Source organism: Amycolatopsis pigmentata (assembly GCF_042684065.1).
Taxonomy (GTDB): Bacteria; Actinomycetota; Actinomycetes; order Mycobacteriales; family Pseudonocardiaceae; genus Amycolatopsis_E; species Amycolatopsis_E pigmentata.
In genome coordinates, this window is sequence record NZ_JBHUKR010000004.1 from 1237350 (window position 1) to 1262211 (window position 24862).

The following is a 24862-nucleotide window of genomic DNA, read 5'->3' on the forward strand; positions in this document are numbered from 1 at the left end:
GACATCCATGAGCGACAACGATCTGCTTGCTCAGCTGTCTCGTGCCGGCGTGTCCATCTGGCTCGACGACCTCTCCCGTGAACGGCTCGACACCGGCAACCTCGCCGAGCTGATCCGGGACCGGCACGTGGTCGGCGTGACCACGAACCCGACCATCTTCGCCAACGCGCTGGCCAAGGGCGAGGCCTATGACGAGCAGGTCCGCGAGCTCACCGCTCGCGGCGCCGACCTCGCCTCCATCGTCCGCGAACTGACCACCACCGACGTGCGCAACGCCGCGGACCTTTTCCGTGACGTCTACCGCGCCACCGGCGGCGTGGACGGCCGCGTGTCCATCGAGGTGGACCCGGGCCTGGCCAAGGACGCGGAGAAGACCGCGGCCGAAGCACAGGACCTGTGGAAGGCGGTGGACCGGCCGAACATCTTCGTCAAGATCCCGGCCACCGAAGAGGGCCTGCCCGCCATCACCCGGACGCTGGCCGAGGGCATCAGCGTCAACGTGACGCTGATCTTCTCGGTCGAGCGCTACCGCAAGGTGATCGAAGCCTTCTTCGCCGGCTTGGAGCAGGCGAAGGCCAACGGGCACGATCTGCGCTCGATCCAGTCGGTCGCCTCGTTCTTCGTCTCCCGGGTGGACACCGAGGTCGACAAGCGGCTCGACGCGATCGGCACGGACGAGGCGAAACAGCTGCGCGGGAAGGCCGCGATCGCCAACGCGCGGCTCGCCTACGCCGCCTTCGAGGAGCTTTTCGCCACGGACCGCTGGCAGGCGCTCGCGCAGGCGGGTGGCAACCCGCAGCGGCCGCTGTGGGCCTCCACCGGGGTGAAGGATCCGTCCTATTCGGACACTCGCTACGTCGACGAGCTGGTGGTCGCCGGAGTGGTCAACACCATGCCGGAGAAGACGCTGTTCGCCGTGGCCGACCACGCGGCGGTCGAAGGCGACAAGGTCACCGGGACCGGGGCGCAGGCCCAGGAGGTGTTCGACCGTCTCTCCGCGGCGGGCATCGACGTGCCGGACGTGTTCCGCACCCTGGAGGACGAGGGCGTCGAGAAGTTCGAGAAGTCCTGGCAGGAGCTTCTCGACTCGGTGTCCGGTCAGGTCGAGAAGGCGAAGGGCTGAGCCGATGCCGGGGGCAGAAACGACCGTCGAGGCCAACGGCGACCTGGCGGCCAAGGCCGCGCCACTGATCGGCAAGCTGGTCGCGGACCAGGTCGCGAGCAAACTCGCCGCCGCGGACCCGACGCTGTGGGGGGCCGCGGCCGAGTCCGAGGCGTCGATCCGGCTTTCGTGGACGACGCTGCACAAGACCTCGCGCCCGCTGATCGGCGAGATCGAGTCGCTGCGCGAGGAGCTGCGGAGCGAGGGCGTGGACCGCGTGGTCCTCGCCGGGATGGGCGGGTCCTCGCTGGCGCCCGAGGTGATCACGGCGACCGAGGGTGCCGCGCTCACCGTGCTGGACACCACCGATCCGGGTCAGGTCGCCGACGCGCTCGCCGGCGACCTCCAGCGCACCGTGCTGGTGGTCTCGTCCAAGTCCGGCGGGACGGTGGAGACCGACAGCCACCGGCGGATCTTCGCGAAGGCCTTCGCCGAGGCCGGGATCGATGCCGCGAGCCGGATCGTGGTGGTCACCGATCCCGGGTCGCCGCTGGCGGACCTGGCCGCGAACGAGGGCTACCGCAAGGTGTTCCTCGCCGACCCGCACGTCGGTGGCCGCTATTCGGCGCTCACCGCGTTCGGGCTCGTCCCGTCCGGGCTCGCCGGCGCCGACGTGGCCCGGTTGCTCGACCAGGCGGCCGCCGTCGCCCCCGTGCTTTCGGCCGACGAGCCCGGCAACCCGGCCTTGCTGCTGGGAGCCGCCTGGGCGGCGGCGCACGACGAGGGCGCGGAGAAGGTCGTCGTGGCGACGACGGACACCGGCAGCCCCGCCACGCTGACCGGCTTCCCGGACTGGGCCGAGCAGCTGATCGCCGAGTCGACCGGCAAGCAGGGCACCGGACTGCTTCCGGTCGTGGTGGAAGGACCGGACGCGCCCGGCTTCGCCGACGCGGGACCGGACGCGACCACGGTGGCGGTCGGAAGGCCGGACGGCGCCGCCCGGATCGTGACGACGGGCCCCCTGGGCGCGCAGTTCCTGTTGTGGGAGTTCGCCACGGCGATCGCCGGGCGGCTGCTGGAGATCAACCCGTTCGACCAGCCGGACGTCGAGGCCGCCAAGCAGGCGGCCCGTGATCTGCTGGACGACCCGGCGAAACTGGAGGGCGGCGAGACACCGTCCACTGTGGACGGCCCGGTGCAGGTCTTCGCTTCGGCGGGGGTTTCCGGCGACGGCGACCTCACCGACGTGCTCCGGCAATTCCTCGCCACCGCACCGGAAAAGGGCTATCTCGCGGTCCAGGCCTACCTGGACCGCCTCGACGACGCCTCGGCGGCGTTGCTGCGCACGGAACTCGCGCGGCACACCGGGCTGCAGACCACGTTCGGCTGGGGCCCGCGGTTCCTGCACTCCACCGGCCAGTACCACAAGGGCGGCCACCAGAACGGGATCTTCCTGCAGATCACCGGCGACCCCGAAAACGACCTCGAGGTGCCCGGCCGCCCGTACACCCTGGGCAAACTCCAGCACGCGCAGGCCCTCGGCGACGGGCAGGTCCTGGCCGGGCACGGCAGGCCGGTACTGCGCCTGCACCTGACCGACCGCGCCGCGGGGCTGGCGCACCTGGTCCGCGCGGTCCAGTCGGCCGGATGAACGGCCGTTCTTCCCAAGAGTGAAGGAGATTCAGTGACACCCCTCGTGTCCACCCGCGGCAGTCAGGGTGACCACAGCGACAAAATCGCGGAGGAAATACTGTGACCGAGCGGTGGACGAACCCGCTGCGCGATCCCCGTGACAAGCGCCTGCCGAGGATCGCCGGGCCGTCGAGCCTGGTGATCTTCGGGGTGACCGGCGACCTGTCCCGCAAGAAGCTCATGCCGGCGATCTACGACCTGGCCAACCGGGGCCTGCTGCCCGCCGGGTTCTCGCTGGTCGGTTTCGCCCGGCGGGACTGGGCCGACGAGGACTTCGGGCAACTGGTGCACGACGCGGTGGCCGAGCACGCCCGCACCCCCTTCCGGGAATCGGTGTGGCAGCGGCTGGCCGAGGGAATCCGTTTCGTCCAAGGCAGCTTCGACGACGACGCCGCGTTCGACAAGCTCGCCGACACGGTGCACCACCTCAACACCGAGCGGGGCACGGGCGGCAACACGGCGTTCTATCTTTCGATCCCGCCGGGCGCCTTCCCCGTCGTGACCAAGCAACTCGCCCGTTCCGGCCTGGCCCAGGGCGACGACAAGAGCTGGCGCCGGGTCGTCATCGAGAAACCCTTCGGGCACGACCTGGCCAGCGCCAGGGAACTCAACGCGATCGTCAACGACGTCTTCCCCGAGGAGTCGGTGTTCCGCATCGACCACTACCTCGGCAAGGAGACGGTGCAGAACATCCTGGCGCTGCGCTTCGCCAACCAGCTCTTCGAGCCGATCTGGAACGCCAACTACGTCGACCACGTGCAGATCACGATGGCCGAGGACATCGGGCTCGGCGGGCGTGCCGGCTACTACGACGGGATCGGCGCCGCCCGGGACGTGATCCAGAACCACCTGCTGCAGTTGCTCGCGTTCACCGCGATGGAGGAGCCGGTCTCGTTCGAGCCGCGTGCCCTCCGGGCGGAAAAGATCAAGGTGCTCTCGGCGACCAAACCGGTGCCGCCCTTCGACGAGACGACGGCGCGCGGGCAGTACGCGGGCGGCTGGCAAGGCGGCAAGAAGGTTCCGGGACTGTTGCAGGAGGCCGGTTTCGCCAAGGACTCCACCACCGAGACCTACGCGGCCGTCACCCTCGCCGTGGACAACCGGCGGTGGGCCGGGGTGCCGTTCTACCTGCGCACCGGCAAGCGGCTGGGCCGGCGGGTCACCGAGATCGCGATCGCCTTCAAACGCGCGCCGCACCTGCCTTTCGACCGCACCGACACCGAGGAACTGGGCCAGAACGCCCTGGTCGTCCGGGTTCAGCCGGACGAGGGCGTGACGCTGCGCTTCGGGTCGAAGGTGCCGGGCACCACGATGGAGGTCCGGGACGTCACGATGGACTTCGGCTACGGCCACGCGTTCACCGAATCGTCCCCGGAGGCCTACGAGCGGCTGATCCTGGACGTGCTGCTCGGCGAGCCGTCGCTGTTCCCGGTCAACGACGAGGTCGAGCTGTCCTGGGAAATTCTCGACCCGGTCCTGGAGCACTGGGCCAAGCAGGGCGCGCCCGAGCCCTACGCCCCCGGCAGCTGGGGACCGCAGTCGGCGGACGACCTGCTCGCGCGGTCCGGGCGGAACTGGAGGCGGCCGTGAATTCCGAGCGCACCGCCCTCGTGAACCCGGGAGCCACCGGTGAGCGCACACCGTCGCGGAAGGGACTCAAGCCATGATCATCGACCTGCCCTCCACCACGACTTCGCAGGTCAACCGGAAGCTGGTGGAGCTCCGCGAGCGGGGTGGCGCGGTCGCGCTGGGCCGCGTGCTCACCCTGGTGATCGTCGACGACGACGGTGAGCATCTCGAGGAGCACATCGACGCGGCCAACGAGGCCAGCCGCGAGCACCCGTGCCGGGTGATCGTGGTCGCGCGGGGTTCACGCACCGCCGCGGCCCGCGTGGACGCCCAGATCCGGGTCGGCGGTGACGCGGGTGCCAGCGAAGTGGTGATCCTGCGGCTGTACGGGCCGCTGGTCAGCCACGGGCAGAGCGTGGTGATCCCGCTGCTGCTCTCCGACACGCCGATCGTCACGTGGTGGCCCGGTTCGGGCCCGAAGGCGCCGGCCCAGGATCCGCTGGGCGAGATCGCGCAGCGCCGGATCACCGACTCCGCGGCCGAGCGCAGCCCGGTGCGTGCGCTGACCACCCGCCGGAAGTCCTATGTGGAGGGTGACACCGACCTCGCCTGGACCCGGCTCACCAACTGGCGCGCCCAACTGGTGGCCGCGCTGGACCTGCCGCCACACGAGAAGGTCACCGCTGCCACGGTCACCGGCGAGGCCGAATCGCCGTCCACCGAACTGCTCGCGGGCTGGCTCGCGGAGTACCTGGACGTGCCGGTGAAGCGAGTGAAATCCACTACGGCGCAAGGCATCCAGTCGGTGGTACTGGAGCGCCGTTCGGGACCGGTCGAGCTCACCCGGCCCGACGGCAAGGTCGGCAAGCTGACCCAGCCCGGCCAGCCCGCACGGCGGATCGCCCTGCACCGGCGTAACACCAAGGACTGCCTGATCGAAGAGCTGCGCCGCCTCGACCCGGACGAGGTCTACGAAGCCGCGCTGCACGGTCTGGACAAGTTCACCGCCGGAGCGAACGGCAAGTCCGGAGACGGCAAGAAGTCCCCGGCCAAGAAGTCGGCGAAAGCCGCCGTCTCATGACACCCCTTGTGCAGACTCGCGGCTCTCAAGCCGACCAAAGAGCGCGCCCTTTCTGTCCGCTATCGGGGCGGCAGGACGCCCACCTGTCCTCCGTGGCTTGCCTTGTCAAGGAGCGCCCTGTCGACACGATCGCGGGGGCGCGCAAGGTCGCGGGAGAACGAGCATGAGCAAGACCGAGGTCGTGGTCTATGCCGGGCCGGACCTGCTCGCCGCCGCGGTCGCGGCCCGGCTGGTGACCCGGCTGGTGGATCTGCAGGCGGCGAAGGGGTGGGCGTCACTGGTCCTCACCGGTGGCGGCACCGGGGTGGCGGTGCTGGAGCAGTTGCGCCGCTCCCCCGCCCGCGACGCGGTGGACTGGTCGCGGCTCGACCTGTACTGGGGCGACGAGCGGTTCGTGCCCGCGGACGACGACGAGCGCAACGAAAAGCAGGCCCGGGTGGCGCTGCTCGATCACGTGCCCGTCGACCCGGGACGGGTGCACGCGATGGCGGCCTCCGACGGCGAATTCGGTGACGACCCCGACGCGGCCGCCGAAGCCTACGCCCGTGTGCTCGCCGCGAACGCCCGGCCGGAGGATCACGGCGACGTGCCCGCCTTCGACATCATGCTGCTGGGTCTCGGCGGCGAGGGGCACACCGCCTCGGTGTTCCCGGAGTCGCCCGCGGTCTACGAGACCGAACGCTCGGTGGTGGCGGTGCGCAACTGCCCGAAACCGCCGCCGACGCGGATTTCGCTGACCCTGCCCGCGATCCGCGCGGCGCATGACGTGTGGCTGATGACCGCGGGCGAAGCCAAGGCGGACGCCGTCGCCCTCACCCTCTCCGGCTCCGGCGAGGTGCAGTTGCCGGTCGCGGGCGCCCGGGGGCAGCGGCGCACGCTGTGGCTCATCGACCGCGCCGCGGCGGGCAAGCTTTCCCATGTCTATCTCCCACCTACGGCCTGAGAGATCCAGCCACCGTCCGTGACGGTGCACGAAATTTACCCACACCGGCGTTAGCATCCGCACATTTCTCACGCCGCGCGCGTCCCGATGAAACTTTCCCGGCCTCTCATCGTCCAAGCCCCACAAGACGAGTGAGGTCCGAGATGAGCACAGAGGGACTCTCCATCGGGATCAGGGTCGGCGCCGGCCGGACCGGTGAACGCGCCAACCTCATCCGTCCGGTCCGTCTCAGACGGGAAACCTGGATGCCACTGGTCGTCGACGCCACGGCGATCATGCTCGCCGGCCTTGACGTCTGGCTGGTCATCCCCGAGAAGGCGCAGCCCTACTCGCTGTATCTGTCGGCGCTGGCGTGCCTGGCGCTGGCGTTCCGGCGCTGGCTGCCCTTCGTCGTCGTGCTGGCCACCGTGCCCGGGTTCCTCACCGGCTGGTCCCAGCTCGCGGCGATGATCGCCCTGGGCATGCTGGCCACCCGCAAGCAGACGCACTGGCAGGTGTGGCTCGGCGCGGCCCTGGTCTGGGCGGGCCGGTTCATCCAATGGCCACTGCCCGACTTCGCCCAGCTCAGCTGGCGTGAACACGCCATCGACGCGATCTACGGGGTCCTGGTCGCCGGGATGCCGATCGCGATCGGCCTGCTCATCGGCGCGCGCGCCGAACTGGCCCAAAGGCTCGGCGAACTCGCGGTCAGCCGCGAGGCCGAACGCCGGCTCCGTGACGACGCGGTCCGCGCCGAGGAACGCGCCCGGCTGGCCAGGGAGATGCACGACATGGTGTCCCACGACATCACGCTGATCGCCATGCAGGCCGGGGCCCTCGCCGTCACCCCCGGCACCGATGACGCGCAACGGACCGCGCAGGTGATCCGGCAGCTGTCGACCCGCACGCTCGAAGATCTCCGGTCACTGGTCGGGCTGCTGCGCTCGGGCGCGGGCGACGAGGGCCCGCAACCCGGGATCGGCGAACTCGGCCAGCTCGTACGGGACAGCGAAGTCCGGGTACGGCTGTCCCTGGAGAAGGTGCCCGAACAGTTGCCGAGGAACGTCTCCGCGGCCGCCTACCGCACCGTGCAGGAATGCCTGACCAACGTGCGCAAGCACGCTCCTGGCGCCGCCGCCACCGTCCTCGTCGTGGGCGGCGAGAACACGTTGACCGTGGAGGTCAGCAACGACCGGCCCCGCAGCCCCGCCGCGCCGCTGCCCTCGGGCGGGCACGGGCTCACCGGCCTGGCCGAGCGTGCCCGCCTGCTCGGCGGCGGGTTCGACACCGAACCGACCGAGGACGGCGGTTTCCGCGTGAGGGCCACCTACCCGGTGGAGGTGGTGGGAAATAAACCCACCACCAACGGACAAGAAATGGCCCATCCGTAAACCAGGAGAGGGAAGCGCCGTCGTCAGATCTGGCGGCGCTGACGAAGGCGTTCGAGCGCCTCGGCGAGAATGGCCTCGCCGTCGGCGTCGCTGCGCCGCTCCTTCACGTAGGCCAGGTGGGTCTTGTAGGGCTCGGTCCGCGGCGCGGCCGGCGGATTCTTGCTGTCCTGGCCGCCGGGAAGCCCGCAGCGCGGGCAGTCCCACTCCTCCGGGATCTCGGCGTCCAGCGCGAACGAGGGACGTGACTCGTGCCCGTTGGCACACCAGTAGGAGACCCGGCGACGCGGCGCGGACTCGCCGCGCTCGGACTCACCGGAGGGACCGGCACCGACCCTGGTGCCACGAATCGCGTTACCGCCAACCATGAATCCTCACAGTGGTTTCTCCGGCGGCGCGCCCTCCACTGGGCGCGCCCTGCACTCAGACCTTCAGCAGGAGCCCGAGACCCACGATGCTGATCAACCAGATCGCACCGAGCAGCAGGGTGATGCGGTCGAGGTTCTTCTCGGCCACGCTCGACCCGGCCAGGCTCGACTGCATCCCGCCTCCGAACAGGGACGACAGCCCGCCACCGCGTCCGCGGTGCAACAGAACCGCGCCGACCAGCAGCACGCTGGTCGCGATCAACAGGATCTGCAGGAACAGCTTCATCTCGTCCTCTGTCGTTTTCTCGATCGGGAAGGTGGCCGTGGGATCCGGCCGGTAGGCCCGATCCTACGTCACCCGCCCAGGGTGCCCTGATGGAGTGACGGTCTGAGATTGACAGACTACTCGGCGGCGAAAGACCTCACGGCAGTGGTCCCCCGGCGGCCAGGGCACACAGCTTCGTGAACTCCTCGGCCTGCAGGCTCGCGCCCCCGACCAGGGCACCGTCGATATTGTCGCAGGCGACCAGTTCCGCGATGTTGCCCGACTTCACCGAGCCTCCGTAGAGCACCCGGACCGCGTCGGCCACCTCGGCGCCGTACTTCTCGGCGAGCGTCTCCCGCAGGGCCTTGCACACCTCTTCGGCGTCCGCGGCGGTGGCCACCCGGCCGGTGCCGATCGCCCAGACCGGCTCGTAGGCGACCACCACCCGCTCCTTGACCTGCTCGGCCTTGAGGCCCTTGAGCCCGGCGATCAGCTGAGCGCAGCCGTGGTCGACGTGCCCACCGGCCTCCCGCACCTCGAGGTTCTCCCCGACGCACAGGATCGGGCTGATCCCGTGCTTGATCGCGGCCCGGACCTTCTTGTTGACCAGTTCGTCGTCCTCGTGGTGGTACTCGCGGCGCTCCGAGTGCCCCACCGTGACGAACCGGCAGCCGAGCTTGGCCAGCATCGGGCCCGACACGTCCCCGGTGTAGGCGCCGGAGTCGTGCGGGGACAGGTCCTGCGCACCGTAGGTGAGCAGGAGCTTGTCCCCGTCGACGAGCGTCTGGATGCTGCGGATGTCGGTGAAGGGCGGGAGCACCGCCACGTCCACCTTCGCGTAGTACTTCTCCGGGAGGGAGAACGCGATCTTCTGGACCAGGGCGATGGCCTCGAGGTGGTTGAGGTTCATCTTCCAGTTGCCGGCCACGAAGGTCTTGCGTGCCATCAGCGATTCCCCTCGGACAACACAGCCACGCCGGGAAGGTCCTTGCCCTCCAGGAACTCCAGCGACGCACCGCCACCGGTGGAGATGTGCGAAAACCCGTCCTCCGGCAGCCCGAGCAGGCGGACCGCGGCGGCCGAGTCGCCACCGCCGACCACGCTGAACGCGGCGGAGTCCGCGATGGCCTGGGCCACCCCGCGGGTTCCGGCGGCGAACGGCGCGAGCTCGAACACCCCGGCGGGCCCGTTCCAGAACACCGTCTTGGCACCCGCGATCGAGCCGGCGAACAGCTCGACCGTGCGCGGCCCGATGTCCAGCCCCTTCCAGCCCGACGGGATCTCCTCCGCCGCGACCGTGCGCACCTCGACATCGGGGGCCAGCGCCTGGGCGATCACCACGTCGACCGGGACCACGATCTTGTCACCGTGCTCGTCGAGCAGTTTCCGGGCCGTTTCGACGAAATCGGTCTCCAGCAAGGAATCCCCGACATCGTGTCCCCGCGCGGCCAGGAAGGTGAAGGCCATGCCGCCGCCGATGAGCAGCGTGTCCACCTTCGGCAGCAGGGCCTCGATCACGGCGAGCTTGTCCGACACCTTGGATCCGCCGAGCACCACCACGTACGGGCGCGCCGGCTCACCGGTGAGCTTGGACAGCACGTCGAGCTCGGCGAGCACGAGGCCGCCCGCGTAGGCGGGAAGCACCCGGGCCACCTCGTAGACCGAGGCCTGCTTCCGGTGCACCACACCGAAACCGTCGGACACGAACGCGTCGGCCAGGCTCGCGAACTCGCCCGCGAGTTCCGCCCGCTCGGCCTCGGACTTGCTGGTCTCGCGCGGGTCGAACCGCACGTTCTCCAGCAGGCCCACCGAACCGTCCGTGAGCGAACCGGCCAGTGCCTTGGCCTCGGGCCCCACGACGTCACCGGCGAGGGCGACCTCGGCACCGAGCAGCTCACCCAGCCGGACGGCGACCGGGCGCAGCGAGTACTTCGCGTCCGGGGCGCCGGTGCTCGCTGGGGGCACAGCCCCCAGACCCCCGCCGGAGGCAAGCCCCCGGCCCCCCTTCGGCCGGCCGAGGTGGGCCGCCACGATCACCTTGGCGCCGGCTTCGGCCAGCTTCCGGATGGTGGGCACGGCCGCCCGCACCCGGCCGTCGTCGGTGATCGCCGAGCCGTCGAGCGGGACGTTGAGATCGGACCGCACGAGCACGCGCCGGCCCGCGACGCCTTCGGCGAGAAGGTCGTCGACAGTCTTGACCGCCAATTTTCCGCCCGCCTCAGGCCAGCTTCGACCCGACGAGACGGACCAGGTCGGCGAGACGGTTGGAGTAACCCCACTCGTTGTCGTACCAGCCGACGACCTTGACCTGGTTGCCGATGACCTTGGTCAGCGGCGCGTCGTAGATGCACGACGACGGGTCGGTCACGATGTCGCTGGAGACGATCGGGTCTTCGTTGTAGCGCAGGATGCCCTTCAGCGGGCCGTCCGCGGCGGCCTTGTAGGCGGCGTTGACCTCGTCGAGCGTCGCGCTCTTGGTCAGCGTCACGGTGAGGTCGGTGGTCGAACCTGTCGGCACCGGCACGCGCAGCGCGTAGCCGTCGAGCTTGCCGTTCAGCTCGGGCAGCACCAGGCCGATCGCCTTGGCCGCACCGGTGGAGGTGGGCACGATGTTCAGCGCGGCGGCGCGGGCACGGCGGAGGTCCTTGTGCGGGGCGTCCTGGAGGTTCTGGTCCTGCGTGTAGGCGTGGATCGTGGTCATCAGGCCCTGCTCGATACCGAAGGCGTCGTGCAGCACCTTGGCCAGCGGGCCGAGGCAGTTGGTGGTGCAGGAGGCGTTGGAGATGATCACCTGCGAGCCGTCGTAGGCGGAGTCGTTGACCCCCAGCACGACGGTGAGGTCCTCGCCCTTGGCCGGCGCGGAGATGATGACCTTCTTGGCGCCGCCGGCGATGTGCGCCTTCGCGGCGTCGGCGTTGGTGAAGAAGCCGGTCGACTCGACGACGACGTCCACGCCCAGGTCGCCCCAGGGGAGGTTGGCCGGGTCGCGCTCGGCGAGCGCCTTGATGGTCTTGCCGCCGACGACGAGGCCCTCGTCGCTGACGCTGACCTCCTCGGGGTACCGGCCGAGGATGCTGTCGTACCGGAGCAGGTGCGCCATGGTCGCGACGTCACCGAGGTCGTTGAACGCGACCACCTCGATGTCGTGCCCACTGGCCTGCACGGCACGGAAGAAGTTGCGGCCGATCCGACCGAAGCCGTTCACACCTACGCGAACAGTCACTGCTGTCTACTCCTCGGGTTCGACCCGGACGAACCGGGCAACACTTCTTCGGACGTCACGGCCACCCTAGCGCGCCGGCCGGTGGGCCCTGACATGGGCATACGAGAGATACACCACCGAGGGGAATCGATCAAGAAGCCAGCGCCTTCTCCGCGGGCGTGCGGAACTTCGGGGCCACCCGAACGCCGGAGAGCCATTGCTCCATCCGGGCGGCACAGGCCTCGATCGCGGCCTTCGCGTCACTTCCGGCGTCGGTGAAGGTGCGGTAGGCGACCTCACCCGTGGACCGCTGGGCCCAGGCGCCCACGACGCGCCCCTCCCACCACACCGTCGGCCCGATGTTGCCGCTGCGGTCGAACAATTCCGGCACCGGAGCCTCGGACCCACCGAGGAACCACGACCGCTCGCTCCATCCCATCGGGGTCGGGTCGAGCGCGGGCAGGAACGCCGCGACGGGCTCCGGCGGTGCCACCGGTTCGAGGTCGCCGGACAGCGCGATTCCGGGCTTGCCGTCCAGGTCGACCTCGACGGGGGCGATCGCGGTGAGCGCCGCCTTCACCTGCGTGGCGGTCCAACCGGTCCACCATTTGAGGTCGGCGACCGGGGCGGGCCCGAACGCGTACAGCCACCGGCGCGCCAGTTCGGCCCTGGCCTCAGCGGGGTCCTGGCTCCCGGACAGAGCGGTGGCGCCCGGGAGCCAGGATTCCGCGGTAGTCCACGAGTACCGGGTGGACAGCCACGAACCCGTGGGGCGGCCACGCACGATCCGGCCCTGGGCGGCGAGCAGGAACAGCACCCGGTTGGTGATGTACACGGTGGCTTCGTACGGTTTTCCTTGCGCCATCACGATCCGCGTGCGCAGGCGCGGCTCGTCCTCGGCGATCTGCTCGGCGTAGGCCTCGCCCCGGGCCTTCAATGCGGCGTACGCGCCTTCCTCGACTTCGGCCAGCCAAGCGTCGAGGCCGGTTTCCAGATCCGCCGTGGCGAGATGCTGGAGCAGCAGTTTCCGTTGGCGTTTCGCGATTTCGTCGGCACACGCGGCCTGCACGACGCCGGCCAGCCCGGTGGGCACCACGAACATGGTGCGGCGCATGCCCAGCATCCGCAGCAAAGTGCGGTCGGTGTACATCGCGCGTTCGACCTCCCCGACGGGCAGGGACGAGCGAGCGGCGACGGACAGATGCACCGTCGCCGGGTCGGTGGCGTGCAGCGCTACCAGGCTCTCGGCGACCGCCTCCGGGCTCGCGGCGCCACCGGCGAGGTGATGCCGGAGCACCAGGCGGGCACGGCGCTGAGCGGTGTCGATGCGTGTGGTCACACCCGATTCTTAGCACCGAGGACCGACAATCCGGGTCACCGGACGCTCGGACCCTCACGCCGGAATCTCGTTCGGAGAGATCACCTCACCGCACGGGTGTGTCGTCGGCCGGCTGCTGCGCGGTGACCCAGGCAGCGATCTGAGCCCGGGAGCCGAAACCGAGTTTGGTCATGATGTTCTCGACGTGGCCCTGGGCGGTGCGCTGAGCGATGACCAGTGTGGAAGCGATTTCCTTGTTGCTGGCCCCTCTGGCGATGAGATCGGCGACTTCACGCTCGCGGCGGGTGAGACCGGTGGTCGTGGCGCCGGGTGGTGATGTCCGCTGATGCCGGTCCTTGCCGAGCGCGTAGCCGAGGATGTCCTCATAGGACAGGTCGTTGCCCTCGCGCAGCGCATCGGTAAAAGCCGCCTCGCCGAGGGACTCCCGAACCCGGCTTACGCACTCACGGTGGAAGCCGGCCAGTGCTCGATGGTGTTCGAAGGAAGTCGCGGCTTCGGTGACCAAAGTTTCCGCCGCGCCCAGCAGTATCCCCGCCCGCCGGTACCCGCGTTCGGCGGCGGAGGCCCAGGCCAGGATCTCGACCACCCAGGCAATGGCGAAGCGGTCACCGATGTGCTGGTCCCGGCTGAATCGCAGGTACGTCTTCGCGTGGTCGACGGCCGCCGCGACGTTGCCCATAGCCCACTTCGCCATCGCGGAGACACCGAGGATCTGGTAGTAGGCATGGCCGTGCCCGGTGATCGCCTCGATTTCGGCGCGGCAGGCGCTCGCCAGACGGGGATCGCCGGACAGCGCGGCCGTCAGGGAGCGCATGAGCAGCACCCGTAACTGCAGGTCCGGTTCGCGTTTCTCGGACAGGCTCGCCTGTGCCCGGCTGAAGTAATCTTCCGCCGCGGACAGATCGTTGGCGTACAACGCCCGTACCCCTCGGACGTAATCGACACACGCCAGCGTGGCACGATCGTTCAACTGCCGGGCGATTTCTTCCGCCTGCTCCAACTGCGTCGTGGCGTCGGCCTGCATGAGTGCCATCGAGGCTCCCAACGCCAGCGCCTGGGCCCGGACGGCGGTGGGTGCACCGGCGCGAGCCAGCGCGGATCGCAGCCAGCGACGCCCGTCGTTGAACAAGCCCAGGCCCCACCAGGTCAGCCACGGCAGGGCGACGAGCATACGCAGCGCGTGCCCGGCTTCTCCGGGTTCGGTGAGGGAATATTCGATCGCGGCACGAATATTGGGATGCACGCGGCGCAACTGGTTCAGCGTGTGACCCTCGCGCTCGCTCACCCACGCTGTGCGTGCCCGCACGGCGAGTCGCTCGAACCAGTCACGATGACGACGCCGGAGCACCTCGTACTCCCCCGCCGCGCGCAGCCGCTGTTCGCCGTAGTCGCGAATAGTCTCCAGCATCCGGTAACGGGCGACGCCATGCTGGTCGTCCCGGACCAGGATGGACCGGCTCACCAGACCTCCCACGGCATCGAGAAGGCCGGGTCCGGCCAGTTCCTCGCCGGCGCAGATGCCCTCGATGGCATCCAGTTCGCAGCCACCGGCGAAAACCGACAGCCGGCGCCACAGCAGCCGCTCACCCTCGGTGCACAGGTCATGGGACCAGTCGACACACGCGCGCAACGTATGCTGCCGGGCCGGCACCGGACGCGTGCCATGAGCCAGCAAGGCGAACCGGTCGTCGAGGTTGCCGAGGATCCGGTCCGGGGTGAGGGTGCCCACCCACGCGGCGGCCAGTTCGATCGCCAGCGGCAACCCGTCCACTCTCGCGCAGACTCCCGCCACCGCCAGACGATTGTCCTCGGTCAGCCGGAAACCCGGTTGCGCCGCTTCGGCCCGTTCACAGAACAACGTGACCGAGTCACAGGACTTCATCTCGGCCAGATCGGGACACTGTCCCGGATCCGGAACGGACAAGGGGGCGACCAGACAGGTCGTCTCTCCCCCGATCGACAACGGCTCACGACTCGTCGCCAGAACCCGTAGCCACGGGCATGCCCGGAGCAACTGATCGACCAGCAGCGAACACTCTGGAATCGCGTACTCGCAGTTATCCAGCACCAGCAGCAGCTGACGCGACAGCAGGTAGTCGATCAGGTGCCCTACGGCGGACTCAGCCGCCCCCGTCCGTACGCCCAGTTCCGTCGCCACGATGGTCGCCAGCGGTTCCAGATCCACCTCGTCGCCGACCGGAGGGTTCGCATCGGAGGCAAAGGCCAGGTCAACGAACCAGACGCCATCCGGGAATGCCCGCCGGACACTCACCGCGACACCTTGCGCCAGCCGGGTCTTACCGACGCCACCCAGCCCGGTCAAGGTGACCAGACGAGACCGCGTCAACGCCTGCCTGACGTCGGCCAACTCACTCCGCCGCCCGACCAGCCCGGCCGACTCCGCGGGAAGGCTCCCGCGAAGGTCGTCGTGATCTCCTTTCACCCCGGCGGGAACACCGGGCTTCCGGCCCGGAACCGACCTACGCACCGCATACCCAGCTTCTCCGGCAACCCATACCCTCCGAAGGTACGCCTGCCACGTTTGCTCAGCCGTCCTCGGAAAGGCCGCGTCCCTGGCCTGGGCGCCCTGGCGGGTGTCGTCAGGCAGTCAGGCGGAGGCGTGTTCACGAAGCCATGCGGCCAGCTCGGACGTCGCGGCGTTCGGGTCGTCGGATCGGCGCACCAACCCGGCATCGACCGTCGCCGACGCCGGTACCGGCTCGATCCGGAGCGGCACGAGCGCGTCGGACACGGTGATGGAGTGGTGCGCCGGCACGAAGGTCGCGATCACACCGCAACCGGCGGCCGCCGCCAGCAGCCTGGACTGAAGGCCTTCGATCTCCAGCACCGAGTAATCCTCGGCCAATCCGAAGTCCCGCAACACGTCCCGGTAGAAGACCGACTCGATCCCGGTCAGCGGCGTCGTGATCAGACCTGCCCGGCCGATCTCGTCGGCGGACACCACCTCACCACCCGCCAACGGGTGGTCACGAGCGGCCAGGAAGACGAGCCGGACCTCGTGCAACACTTCGAACTTCGTCTCCGCGGGCAGATGCCAGCGCAACACGTACGCGAGGTCCAGTTCCCGGTCCAGGACCGCCTGCGCCTCACGCCTGCTGTGGCCGAACCGCATCGACAGCCGGGTTCCCCGGTGCGCCTCGCAGAACGGAGCGATCACCTGACCGACGAAGTGCTGTTGCTCGAACGCCATGCTGACGCCGAGCCGGACCCTCCCCCGGCGGCCCTGGTACAGGTCATCCAGGGTCGCCCGGAGCCGGTCCTGCTCGGCCAGCATCGTGACCGCGGCCCGGTAGACCTCCTGCCCGGCCGCGGTCAGGTGCACCGATCGCTCGGCGTAGCGCAGTAACTGCCCACCGCAGGACCGCTCCAGTTCGGCGACGTGATGGGACACCGTGGGCTGGCTGAGGTTGAGCCGTCGGGCCGCGGCCGAGTAGCCGTTGCGCTCGACCACCGTCACGAACACCAGCAACCGGAACAGGTCCAGGTTCACCGGCACCACCGGCACCGCTCAGGTGAGGACGACATCCTCGTAGGCTGCCTGCCGCACCCCGTCCAGGTCCATCAGATGATGGGCGGTCATCCACCGCTGGGTGGCCTCATACATCTCCCGGGTGTAGGACTCGAACACGATCCGTTCCCCCGGACCGAACCGGCGCACGTCGACCAGTTCGGCGAGATCGGCGGGCAGCTCACGCAACCAGTACCGCTTGTAACGCTCGGGCGCCAGGTCGAGGTCACGCTGAGCGAGCGCGAGCGCCTCGAAGTACTTCCTCGTGTCCTCGTGGCCGGCCGACGACTGCGCCAGGAAACCGACCATGAACGTGGTGTCGACGAGCTTGCGGTAGCCCAGCTGCTCCAGCACGTAGTACTGGGCCCCGAACGCCGTCACGGCGGGAACCTCGCCACGGATGAGCCTGCGGACCCGGTCGTTGGGCAGGCCGGCGAAGGACAACACGGGCTCGGCCCCGATGAACGGCTCCAACCCCTGCACGGTCGTGTAGTGGCTGCCCGAGTGGTAGCCGACCGCGACCGGTACCCCGGCGAGATCCTCCGGCCGCTGGTAGGGCGAGTCCGGTGCGACGAAGATGCCCGACGGCGTGACCGAGTAGGCGTCCGCCCACATCTTGCCCACTCCGGTCAACGCGACCGAGTTGACCGCCCAGTGGCATGCCGACGACACATCGCAGGCACGGCCGCCCGCCATGTCCTCGAACGCGCCCTGGCGAACCTCCGGGGGGACGCTGTCGGCGGGACGCACCGGCGAAGTCGTCGCGGAAGCGCTGGACAGTCCGTCGGCCTGGAACTCGTAGTCCAGACCGACCGCGGAGAAATACCCGTGCTGCTCGGCGATCCATTCCTGAAGCCGGGAGTGCGGTTGAATCACATATCGCGCCATATCCCGAGGCTATGGGCGGGACAACCGGGCGGGCCAGGTGCTGCGGTCGATGGCGCTATCGCGATTTTCTATGGCGGCGGCAACCGCGCGAATCGCTGTTCGGCCACTCGCGACCGCGACGCGTCACTCGCGGTAGTACGGGGATTCCGGGTACTGAAGCGTGTCGTCCGGCGGAGGAGGTGGTGGAGTCCTGGGGCGATAGGCGTTCCCGGCGACGGTGCTCACCAGGAAGGCGATCACCGCCCCGATCGCGATGTTGATCAAGGCCGTCGCCCACTTGGCCGCGGTGTCCACGGTGAGGGTCAGTGGCAGCACCGCCGCGATCAGCGTGACCAGCGCCATGATCCAGCCGAAGAACTGTTCGGGAGCCGGGGCGGCCACCAGCAGCAGATGCATCAGGCCCATCGCCGCCAGTGCCGCCGCGGCGGCCACCAGCGCGTAGGTAAGGGTGTTGGCGTTGCCCCAGATGCCACGTCCCTTCGGCGCGAGGACGGCGACGCCGAACAACCCACGGGCGACCAGCAAACCCGCCACCGCGACCAAGGCCGCCACCAAAGCGACCAAGGCGCCACCCGCCCACAGCCGTCCCGGGTCGATTTCGCGGCTTTCCATGCGCCTGACTCCTTCCTGCCACGCGTCGCCGCGTGTGCCGAAATTCGGCCCGTACCAGCGTCTTCCGGCGCCTGCCCCGGAAACCCAGTTTACCGGGTACCCACTCCGGCGAAACTTGCTCGCACGACGCGGAATTCGCGCCTACGCTGGCCTTCGTGGTCTCGCCGGGTCGTTTCGCCGCGTTCGCCGCGCTGGTCTTCGTCATGGTGGTGGTACCGGGACCGAGCGTGCTCTTCACCATCAGCCGCGCGCTGACCGTCGGGCGGCGGGACGCGTTGCTCACCGTGCTGGGCAACGCGGCGGGTGTCTATACCCAGGTGGTCGCGGTCGCGTTCGGCATGGGCGCGCTCGTGCGAACGTCGGCCACCGTGTTCACGGCGGTCAAGCTCGCCGGTGCCGCGTACCTGGTTTACCTGGGCGTGCAGGCGTTCCGGCACCGGCGCAGGCTTTCCGAAGCGTTCTCCGCGGCCGTCCCGGCGTCGCCGGGACGCACGCTTTCGGTGCTGCGGGACGGTTTCGTGGTCGGTTTCGCGAACCCGAAGTCGATCGTGTTCCTGGCCGCCGTGCTGCCCCAGTTCGTGAGCTATCCCACCGGGTGGGTTCCGGTCCAGATCATGCTGCTCGGCGTGAGCATCCCCGTGGTCGCGCTCTTCTCCGACAGCGCGTGGGCGCTCGCCGCGGGCGGCGCGCGAGCCTGGTTCGCCCGTTCTCCGCGCAGGCTCGAGTTCATCGGCGGCACGGGTGGCCTGGTCATGATCGGCCTCGGTGCCGGACTGGCGCTGAGCGGCCGTAAGGACTGAACCGGCGGTTATCTCGTTCTTCGCGGCTTCCGGTGTGGGAAAGCCCGCTGGGCACGAGATTTCCCAGGTGAGAGGCTTTCGCGTTTTTCCGTGATCAAGCACGATGGACGCGCATCCCTCCCCGTCCCCACGGAGAACCATGAACCGCCTGACGATCGCCGCCACGGCGGCGGCTCTGCTCGCCCTGACCACGACTTCCGCCTGTAAACCTCCTGACCCGGGGAAGGCCGCCGCCGGTACCTCGACCGCCGTCGCCACCGCGGGGAGCCTGCCCGCCGGCAACCCCAACGCGCCCATGCCCGCGCCCGGCACGTGCAAGGTCGGCAGCCGCGACGGGCAGCCGATGCCCGATCCGGCCTGCACGCCGGGGGCGATCAATCCCGATGTGACCCAGGCGAACATCGACTCGACGATCTGCAAGTCCGGCTGGACGAAAACGGTCCGTCCGCCGACCTCGCGCACCGGCCGCATGAAGACGGAGTCGGCGCGCTCCTACGGCATCGGCGCGGACGAGAAAGGCGAGTACGACCATCTCGTCAGCCTCGAACTCGGCGGCGCGCCCGACGATCCGCGCAACCTGTGGGTCGAACCCGGCTCGATCCCCAACGCGAAGGACGCGGTGGAGAACAAGCTCAACGACGCCGTGTGCTCGGACCTCGTCTCCCTTGCCCAGGCGCAGAAGGCGATCGCGTCGAACTGGGTGACCGCCATCGACGATGTCGGCCTGCGCGTGGCCGGTGGCAAGTTGTGCCTGCGCGCCGACCCGAGCAAGTGCGTGACCAAGGGCGGTGACAAGACCGGCGAATGACGCGCGGTCGCTGCCGGGCACGCCTTCCCGTGCCCGGCGCGAAAGCGCTTTCAGGAACCCGGCCTGCGGAACAGGCGGACCGCCGAAAGGCGGGCTGGCCCGTCGTCGGCGCCCAGATCCTCCAACGGGGCACGGATGGTCTCGTCGACCGACAGGTACTTGCGGCCCGCCCGGAGGTCGGCGTCGTTGCGCAGCCGGACGATGAGCGGGAACTCGGCCAGCGCGCCCGCGTCGAACAGGCCCGTGGTGTAGATCAGCTGCACCCCGAGCGCCCCGGCGACCACCCGTTGCAGTTCCAGCAGGTATCCGGCGGAGGCGCGGCCGATCGGGTTGTCCAGGAACAGCACCCCGGAATGCCGGTTCCGCAGCTTGCCCCGGTTGTTGGCCCGCAACGCGGCCAGCGTGCAGTACAGGATGATGGCGGCGGTGAGCTGCTGACCGCCGGAGAACACGTCGCGGATCTCCGAGACACGCTGCCGTTCGGTTCGCAGCACCGAGTCGGGCTTGAGCATGTCGACCCGGAATCCCTTCGGCACCGCGGCCCGGACGCCCCGCAGCACGAGGGACATGCCGTCCCGCTTGACCTCCCGGCCGTCACCGGTCCGTCCCACCGCGGCCTCGTCGATCACCTGGCCGAGCGCCTCGGTCAGCGCGGGCTCCTCCGGGTCGGCGAACCGGATGCGCAGAAACTCCTGGCCCGACCAGTCCCCGAGCCCGTCGGGCAGGCGGGAGAGCCGCTGCGCGGACCGGAGCAACCGCAGTGCGCTCTCCACCATGCCCTGCAGCCGCGCCACGATTCCGGACCGGTGCCGCTCGATCTGCGCCAGGTCCCCGGTGAGCGTCCGCAGCCGGGGACGCAGCGCCGCCGCCCACTCCCCCGCGCGTGCCGGAAGGCTGTCGCGGCGCACGGAAACGATCTGACGGCGGACCGGGCTCGACAGCTTCTCGAAACGCTTGCCGGTCGCGTACTGGGCGAGCGCGTCGGCGGCCGCCCGTACCCGCTTTTCCGCTTCCTCCACCGCCGAGTCGGCGTCGGCCAGCGTCGTGGCCAGCTTGCGATACCGGGCCTGCGCGGTCTCGACATCACCGTCGAACGGCGGCTCCTGCTCGTCCCCGTCGTGGCCCCCCGCGACGGCCGAGTCGGCGAGCAGCCGGAAGCCCGCGGCGGAGGTGTTCGCGGACTGGAGTACCCGCTCGGCTTCGGCACGGCGCGCCTGGGCCTCCTCCCACGCCCGGGTGGCGGCGCTGACCTGCACGGCCGCCTCTTCGATCAGCTCGTGGCCGTGCTCGATGTCGCGCGGCCGGGTCTCCAGTGGCACCGCCTGCTTCGGCAGCTGCGCGAGTTCGGCCTTGCAGGTGGCGAGATGCCCGATCGCCTCGGTGTGCTCGGCCTCCAGCGCGGCGACGGCCCGTCCGGCACGTCCCTGTGCGGCCGCGCGCGCCGCGGCGTCCGCGCCGTCCGGGGTCTCCAGCAGCCGCGCGGCCCGCTCACGGATGTCCGCACCGAGCGTCTCCACGGCCGCCGTCGCCGCGGACTCGGCGCCTTCGGCCTGGTCCAGTTCGGCGCGAAGGTCGCTTCCGACCTCTACTTTCGCGTAGGCGTCGGCCGCCGCGGCATAGGCCCGCCGCAACGCCTCGATCGGGTCCGTGGGCGCGGGGTCCTTTTCGGACACCGATCCCGCGCCGGGAATCTCGGCGAGTTCGGCCAGCGCCGTGCTGGCCGTGCGGCGGTGCCCGTCCGCGGTGCGTTGCTTTTCGGCCGCCTCCTCACGCAACCGGGCGGCCCGGGACGCCGAGCGGCTTGCTTCTTCTTCGGCACGTTCGGCCAGACCACCCGACCGTTCGGCCTCTTCCGTCCACTGGGGAATCTTCGCGACCCGCTCGCCCAGCGCGTCCAGTTTCCTCGCCCGCTCCTCGGCAAGCCGCACCGCCGTGCGCAGCGGCGGGATGACTTCTCGCAGCCTCGACTGCCGTGTGGCGAGATCGGCGAGTTCACGCTCGGCGGTTTCGGCCGCGCTTTCGCACTCGGCGAGCGCGGAAGCCGTGGCCTCGGCGTCCTCGGCCAGTCCGGCGAGCGCTCCGGGCGGGTAGTCCTCGCGCCAGGCGGCCAGCTTCCACTCCAAGGCCGCGTCGTCACCGATGGCGGTGGCGAGCGCTTCGAGGTGTTTGCGGCGCCGGGCATGCCGCGCGAGGATCGCCTGACGCTCGGTGTCGGCGGCTTCTTCGTCATACATCGCCGGGTTGGGCGGCACGAGGAACTCGACGCCGGGCGCGGAGTCGGCACCGAGCACGGCGTCCTTGACCCCGACCGGCAGCACGACGCTGGGCAGCAACGTGGCCTCCGCCAGCGCCTTCCTGGCCCTGGGCAGCTGGGCCGCGTCGTTGAGCAGGACCCCGCCGACGAGATGGGGCAGGCGGGTCAGCACCCGCTCACGCTCAGCGGCGTCCATTGTGGACAAATACCGCCAGCCGGACCACGCGGTGATACCGGCCCGCTCCAGGACGTCGAGCGCCGCCTGCACCTCGGCCGGCGCGGGCAGCAGGCCACCGCTGCCGAGCGCGGCCAGCGCACGCTCGTCCGCTGATTCCTCCATACGGAGGGCGGTTTGTTCCCGTTCCGCGGCCGCCTTGGCCTCGCGCAAGCGGCTCAGCAGCGCCGGAGTGTCGGTCTCCGGCTGGACCGAGTCGCCGCCGAGCAGTTCCAGCAGGCGCGGGTGGGTGGCCAAGCGGTCGGTGCGCCGATGCGCCTTCGCCAGTTCCGCCGCCGCCCGGTCGGCGCGGTCGCGTGCCTCGGCGACGCGGCGGCCGACGGCGTGCGCGCTCGCCTGCGCCTCGGCGTGTTCCTCGGCCACCGACTCCAGTTCGGCCTCCCGCGCGGCGATCTCCCGTGCCGCGTTTTCGGTGCGGGTCCGCGCTTCCTGGGCCGCGGCCACGACCTGGGTGCCGTCGTCGAGAAGACCTTCCCGGACCGCTCCGGCGATCTCGGCCCTGACTTCGTCGACGCGGGCGCTCAGTTGTGCCTGTTCCGCGCGGTGCTTCGCCGCGGCACCGGTCGCCCGGTCGTGGTCGTCCTGGGCCGCGCCGGCCGCGTCACGTGCCGCGACCGCCTTCGCTTCGGCCGCTTCGGCCTGGTCTCCTGCTTCCCGCGCGAGGGCCAGCAGGCCGCGCGCGAAGGCGTTCGCCGCCGTGTTCTTCGCTTCCAGGGCCGGTTTCGCGGTCTGTTCCCGCTCCCCCACCAGCGCGCGGATCCCGTCCGCCTTCCTCCTCGCCTGGACGTGCGCCAGCACGGTGGTGGTTTCGCGCCAGGCTTCGGCGGTAGCCCGGGCCGCGGCCAGTTCGCCGTCCAGGCCTTCCTTGGCCTCCGTCGCGGCTTCCACGCGCAACCCGGCCACGACGCGCCGGAGTTCGGTCACGACGGCGGCGAGTCGTTGATGGTCGCCTTCGGCGAGTTTCTCGGTTTCGCGGGCGTCGTCGGCCTGCACCGCCAAGGCGTCCAACCGCTCCGATTCCAACCGGTGCCGGGCGATCACCGAACCCGCGAAGGACCGCAACTCCTCCCGGGCGCGGCCCGCGAGCTTCCGTGACGCGGCCGCCAGTGACTCTTCGTCCGACAGCGGCGCGAGCAGATCCAGCGCACCGGCCACGAAATCGCGTTCGGTCATCAACTCGCCGCGCTGGCCGAGGTTGTCCGCGTAGGTCCGCACGACATCGGCGAGATCACGCGGGTCGTCCTCGGCGATGACGGCCTTGAGCAGGAAATCGACGAAGGCTTCGTCGGAGGTGAAGGCGAAGGCGTCCGCCGCCTCGCCCTCGCCCGCGTTCATCGCGCGCTGGTACCGGAAGAGCTCGGTGTCCAGTCCCAGCGCGTCGAGACGTTCGGTCCACTCGTGATGACGCCGGGTCCACGACAACTCCAGCTCCGGCTCGGCCCGGTGCGCCTGCTCGAGGCGGTCCTGGAAGGCCGACATCGTCAGCAGCCTGTCCTCGGCGGTGAACGGCAGCGAGTCGAGGCCGAGTTTTCCGGTGGGACGGAAGCAGAACCACGAGTCGATCAGGTTCGCCGGATCGCCGGAGACCACGTGCCCGCGCCACTCCGACACCTTGCCGGTGATGACGCGCTGCCCGGTCTCGGTGTGCTGCCACTCCAGGACCACCTGCGCGACATCCTTGGCGCCCACGAACTTCTCCAGCACGCGGGTGTTCGTCGTGCCCACGACCTGCCGCCGTCCCGGCAGCATCACCGAGAAGATCAGCTTGATCAGCACCGACTTCCCGCCGCCGTTCTCCAGGAACAGCACGCTCGCCGGCGACGGGCGGCGTGGCAGTTCCCCCGGCGCCGCGTGGATCCCCGCGGCGAACAACGGGTCCTGGGACGGCGCCCGCACCAGTGGCCCGGCACCGCTGAAGTCCAGCAGCACGTCCTGGTATCGCGCGCCGGCCGGACCGACCGAATGCAGGCGCACGCGGGAAAGCTCGTACATGCGACTCCCGTCAGAGAGTGTCCGAAATGGACGGACGGAGGGTGCCGGCACCGTCGCCGACGGCGAGGACGCCGAGCGCGGACAGTTCCGCGAACGCGCTGTCCGCCGCCAGTTCGCGTACCTGCACCTGATAGCGCGGAGTGGTCCGGTAGGTGCCGCCCTGCTCGGTGTTCACCTGAACCAGGAACCCTTGCTCGGAAAGGAAACGCAACGCGCGGGCGACCATGCCACGGGTGGTGTCGGCGGCCAGCCTGCCGTCCTTGGTCGCGGCCGCCGCCGGGCGGCGCGCGTAGGCCCGCCACGCCTGCTCGAGTTCGGGCGCGTCGGTGGCCGGGTCGTTGTTCGTCCCGGCCTTCGCGGCCCGCTCGTCGAGGATCCGGCACGCCTCCCGGACGACGCCGTCGACCTGCTCCACACTGACCCGGCCGATGTAGGTGTCGTCGGCGAGGTCGTCCGGGCGCGGGTAGCCGAGCGCCGCGGTCGCCAGGTGGACCAGCCCGTGCAGCACCTTCTCCGTTTCGCGGCGCTCCCGGATCTTGCTCTGGCGCGCGTAACCGTCCATTTTGATCTCGAAGACGGACTCGTCCACGGCCGCCAGCACCGCGCCCGCCCGCGTGCTCACGTCCAGCACCATCAGCCCCAGTCCCGCGGCGATCGAGTGGGCGAGCTGCTTGAAAGCGCTGTCTTCGGTGTAGCGGCGGACCAGGTCCGCGTACACCACGTCCCGCCCCGGCACCTGCTTCGGCCGCAGGCCGAAGGAGATCAGCCGCGCGGCGGCCTCCGCGTCCCCACTCATGACTCCCCCGCCTTTTCCGC

The 24862-nt window shown here is 70.1% G+C and carries 20 protein-coding genes; 8 read left to right on the plus strand and 12 right to left on the minus strand.

Features of this window, described 5'->3' with window-relative positions:
* Nucleotides 1-7: 7 nt before the first annotated feature.
* From tal to ACFSXZ_RS07430, 6 genes are all read left to right on the plus strand, one after another.
* Entirely contained in the window at nt 8-1123 is a 1116-nt protein-coding gene (gene tal / locus ACFSXZ_RS07405) for a transaldolase (protein ID WP_378262595.1), read from the plus strand.
* 4 nt (nt 1124-1127) lie between these two features.
* The gene (locus tag ACFSXZ_RS07410) at nt 1128-2753 is read left to right on the plus strand and encodes a glucose-6-phosphate isomerase (RefSeq protein ID WP_378262597.1); all 1626 of its coding nucleotides are present in this window, start codon (nt 1128-1130) and stop codon (nt 2751-2753) included.
* Nucleotides 2754-2854: 101 nt separating this feature from the next.
* The gene (gene zwf / locus ACFSXZ_RS07415; RefSeq protein WP_378262599.1) at nt 2855-4384 is read left to right on the plus strand and encodes a glucose-6-phosphate dehydrogenase; all 1530 of its coding nucleotides are present in this window, start codon (nt 2855-2857) and stop codon (nt 4382-4384) included.
* Between the two features lie 73 nt (nt 4385-4457).
* Nucleotides 4458-5444, plus strand: coding sequence for a glucose-6-phosphate dehydrogenase assembly protein OpcA (gene opcA / locus ACFSXZ_RS07420; protein ID WP_378262601.1), 987 nt, complete (start codon nt 4458-4460; stop codon nt 5442-5444).
* A 163-nt stretch (nt 5445-5607) separates the two neighbouring features.
* Nucleotides 5608-6387, plus strand: a complete 780-nt coding sequence (gene pgl / locus ACFSXZ_RS07425) for a 6-phosphogluconolactonase (protein ID WP_378262603.1) — start codon at nt 5608-5610, stop codon at nt 6385-6387.
* A gap of 143 nt (nt 6388-6530) precedes the next feature.
* Nucleotides 6531-7757, plus strand: a complete 1227-nt coding sequence (locus ACFSXZ_RS07430; RefSeq protein WP_378262605.1) for a histidine kinase — start codon at nt 6531-6533, stop codon at nt 7755-7757.
* A gap of 23 nt (nt 7758-7780) precedes the next feature.
* Here ACFSXZ_RS07430 and ACFSXZ_RS07435 read toward each other — a convergent pair whose 3' ends face one another.
* The 10 genes from ACFSXZ_RS07435 to ACFSXZ_RS07480 all read right to left on the minus strand — a co-directional run bounded on the left by ACFSXZ_RS07435 (nt 7781) and on the right by ACFSXZ_RS07480 (nt 17957).
* Complete coding sequence (locus tag ACFSXZ_RS07435) at nt 7781-8122, minus strand: RNA polymerase-binding protein RbpA (RefSeq protein WP_378262607.1); 342 nt, start codon at nt 8120-8122, stop codon at nt 7781-7783.
* A gap of 55 nt (nt 8123-8177) precedes the next feature.
* Complete coding sequence (gene secG / locus ACFSXZ_RS07440; RefSeq protein WP_378262609.1) at nt 8178-8408, minus strand: preprotein translocase subunit SecG; 231 nt, start codon at nt 8406-8408, stop codon at nt 8178-8180.
* Between the two features lie 136 nt (nt 8409-8544).
* Nucleotides 8545-9333, minus strand: coding sequence for a triose-phosphate isomerase (gene tpiA / locus ACFSXZ_RS07445; RefSeq protein ID WP_378262611.1), 789 nt, complete (start codon nt 9331-9333; stop codon nt 8545-8547).
* Nucleotides 9333-10592 carry a phosphoglycerate kinase gene (locus tag ACFSXZ_RS07450; protein WP_378262613.1) on the minus strand — a complete coding sequence of 420 codons (1260 nt, stop codon included), beginning with the start codon at nt 10590-10592 and terminating at the stop codon, nt 9333-9335. The genes tpiA and ACFSXZ_RS07450 overlap by 1 nt, the downstream gene beginning before the upstream one ends.
* Before the next feature lie 13 nt (nt 10593-10605).
* Nucleotides 10606-11610 carry a type I glyceraldehyde-3-phosphate dehydrogenase gene (gap, locus tag ACFSXZ_RS07455; RefSeq protein WP_378262615.1) on the minus strand — a complete coding sequence of 335 codons (1005 nt, stop codon included), beginning with the start codon at nt 11608-11610 and terminating at the stop codon, nt 10606-10608.
* A gap of 130 nt (nt 11611-11740) precedes the next feature.
* Nucleotides 11741-12928 carry a winged helix DNA-binding domain-containing protein gene (locus tag ACFSXZ_RS07460; protein ID WP_378262617.1) on the minus strand — a complete coding sequence of 396 codons (1188 nt, stop codon included), beginning with the start codon at nt 12926-12928 and terminating at the stop codon, nt 11741-11743.
* 85 nt (nt 12929-13013) lie between these two features.
* On the minus strand, nt 13014-15416 hold the full coding sequence (locus ACFSXZ_RS07465) for an ATP-binding protein (RefSeq protein WP_378262619.1): 2403 nt from the start codon (nt 15414-15416) through the stop codon (nt 13014-13016).
* Nucleotides 15417-15536: 120 nt separating this feature from the next.
* A complete protein-coding gene (locus tag ACFSXZ_RS07470) occupies nt 15537-16445 on the minus strand; it encodes a LysR family transcriptional regulator (protein ID WP_378262621.1) in 909 nt (302 codons plus the stop codon).
* Between the two features lie 12 nt (nt 16446-16457).
* Nucleotides 16458-17345, minus strand: coding sequence for a hypothetical protein (locus ACFSXZ_RS07475; RefSeq protein WP_378262623.1), 888 nt, complete (start codon nt 17343-17345; stop codon nt 16458-16460).
* Between the two features lie 123 nt (nt 17346-17468).
* Nucleotides 17469-17957, minus strand: a complete 489-nt coding sequence (locus ACFSXZ_RS07480) for a DUF6069 family protein (RefSeq protein ID WP_378262625.1) — start codon at nt 17955-17957, stop codon at nt 17469-17471.
* A gap of 155 nt (nt 17958-18112) precedes the next feature.
* Here ACFSXZ_RS07480 and ACFSXZ_RS07485 point away from each other — a divergent pair, with 155 nt between their 5' ends.
* Both ACFSXZ_RS07485 and ACFSXZ_RS07490 read left to right on the plus strand, forming a co-directional pair.
* Nucleotides 18113-18757: a LysE family translocator gene (locus ACFSXZ_RS07485; RefSeq protein ID WP_378262627.1), complete on the plus strand. Its 645-nt coding sequence runs from the start codon at nt 18113-18115 to the stop codon at nt 18755-18757.
* Between the two features lie 139 nt (nt 18758-18896).
* Nucleotides 18897-19565 (plus strand): hypothetical protein, encoded by a 669-nt coding sequence (locus tag ACFSXZ_RS07490; protein WP_378262629.1) that lies wholly within the window; start codon nt 18897-18899, stop codon nt 19563-19565.
* Between the two features lie 50 nt (nt 19566-19615).
* On the opposite strand, the gene ACFSXZ_RS07495 is transcribed toward ACFSXZ_RS07490, so the two are convergent.
* Both ACFSXZ_RS07495 and ACFSXZ_RS07500 read right to left on the minus strand, forming a co-directional pair.
* Nucleotides 19616-24046 carry a hypothetical protein gene (locus ACFSXZ_RS07495; RefSeq protein ID WP_378262631.1) on the minus strand — a complete coding sequence of 1477 codons (4431 nt, stop codon included), beginning with the start codon at nt 24044-24046 and terminating at the stop codon, nt 19616-19618.
* 10 nt (nt 24047-24056) lie between these two features.
* Complete coding sequence (locus ACFSXZ_RS07500) at nt 24057-24842, minus strand: hypothetical protein (RefSeq protein ID WP_378262633.1); 786 nt, start codon at nt 24840-24842, stop codon at nt 24057-24059.
* Nucleotides 24843-24862: the final 20 nt, after the last annotated feature.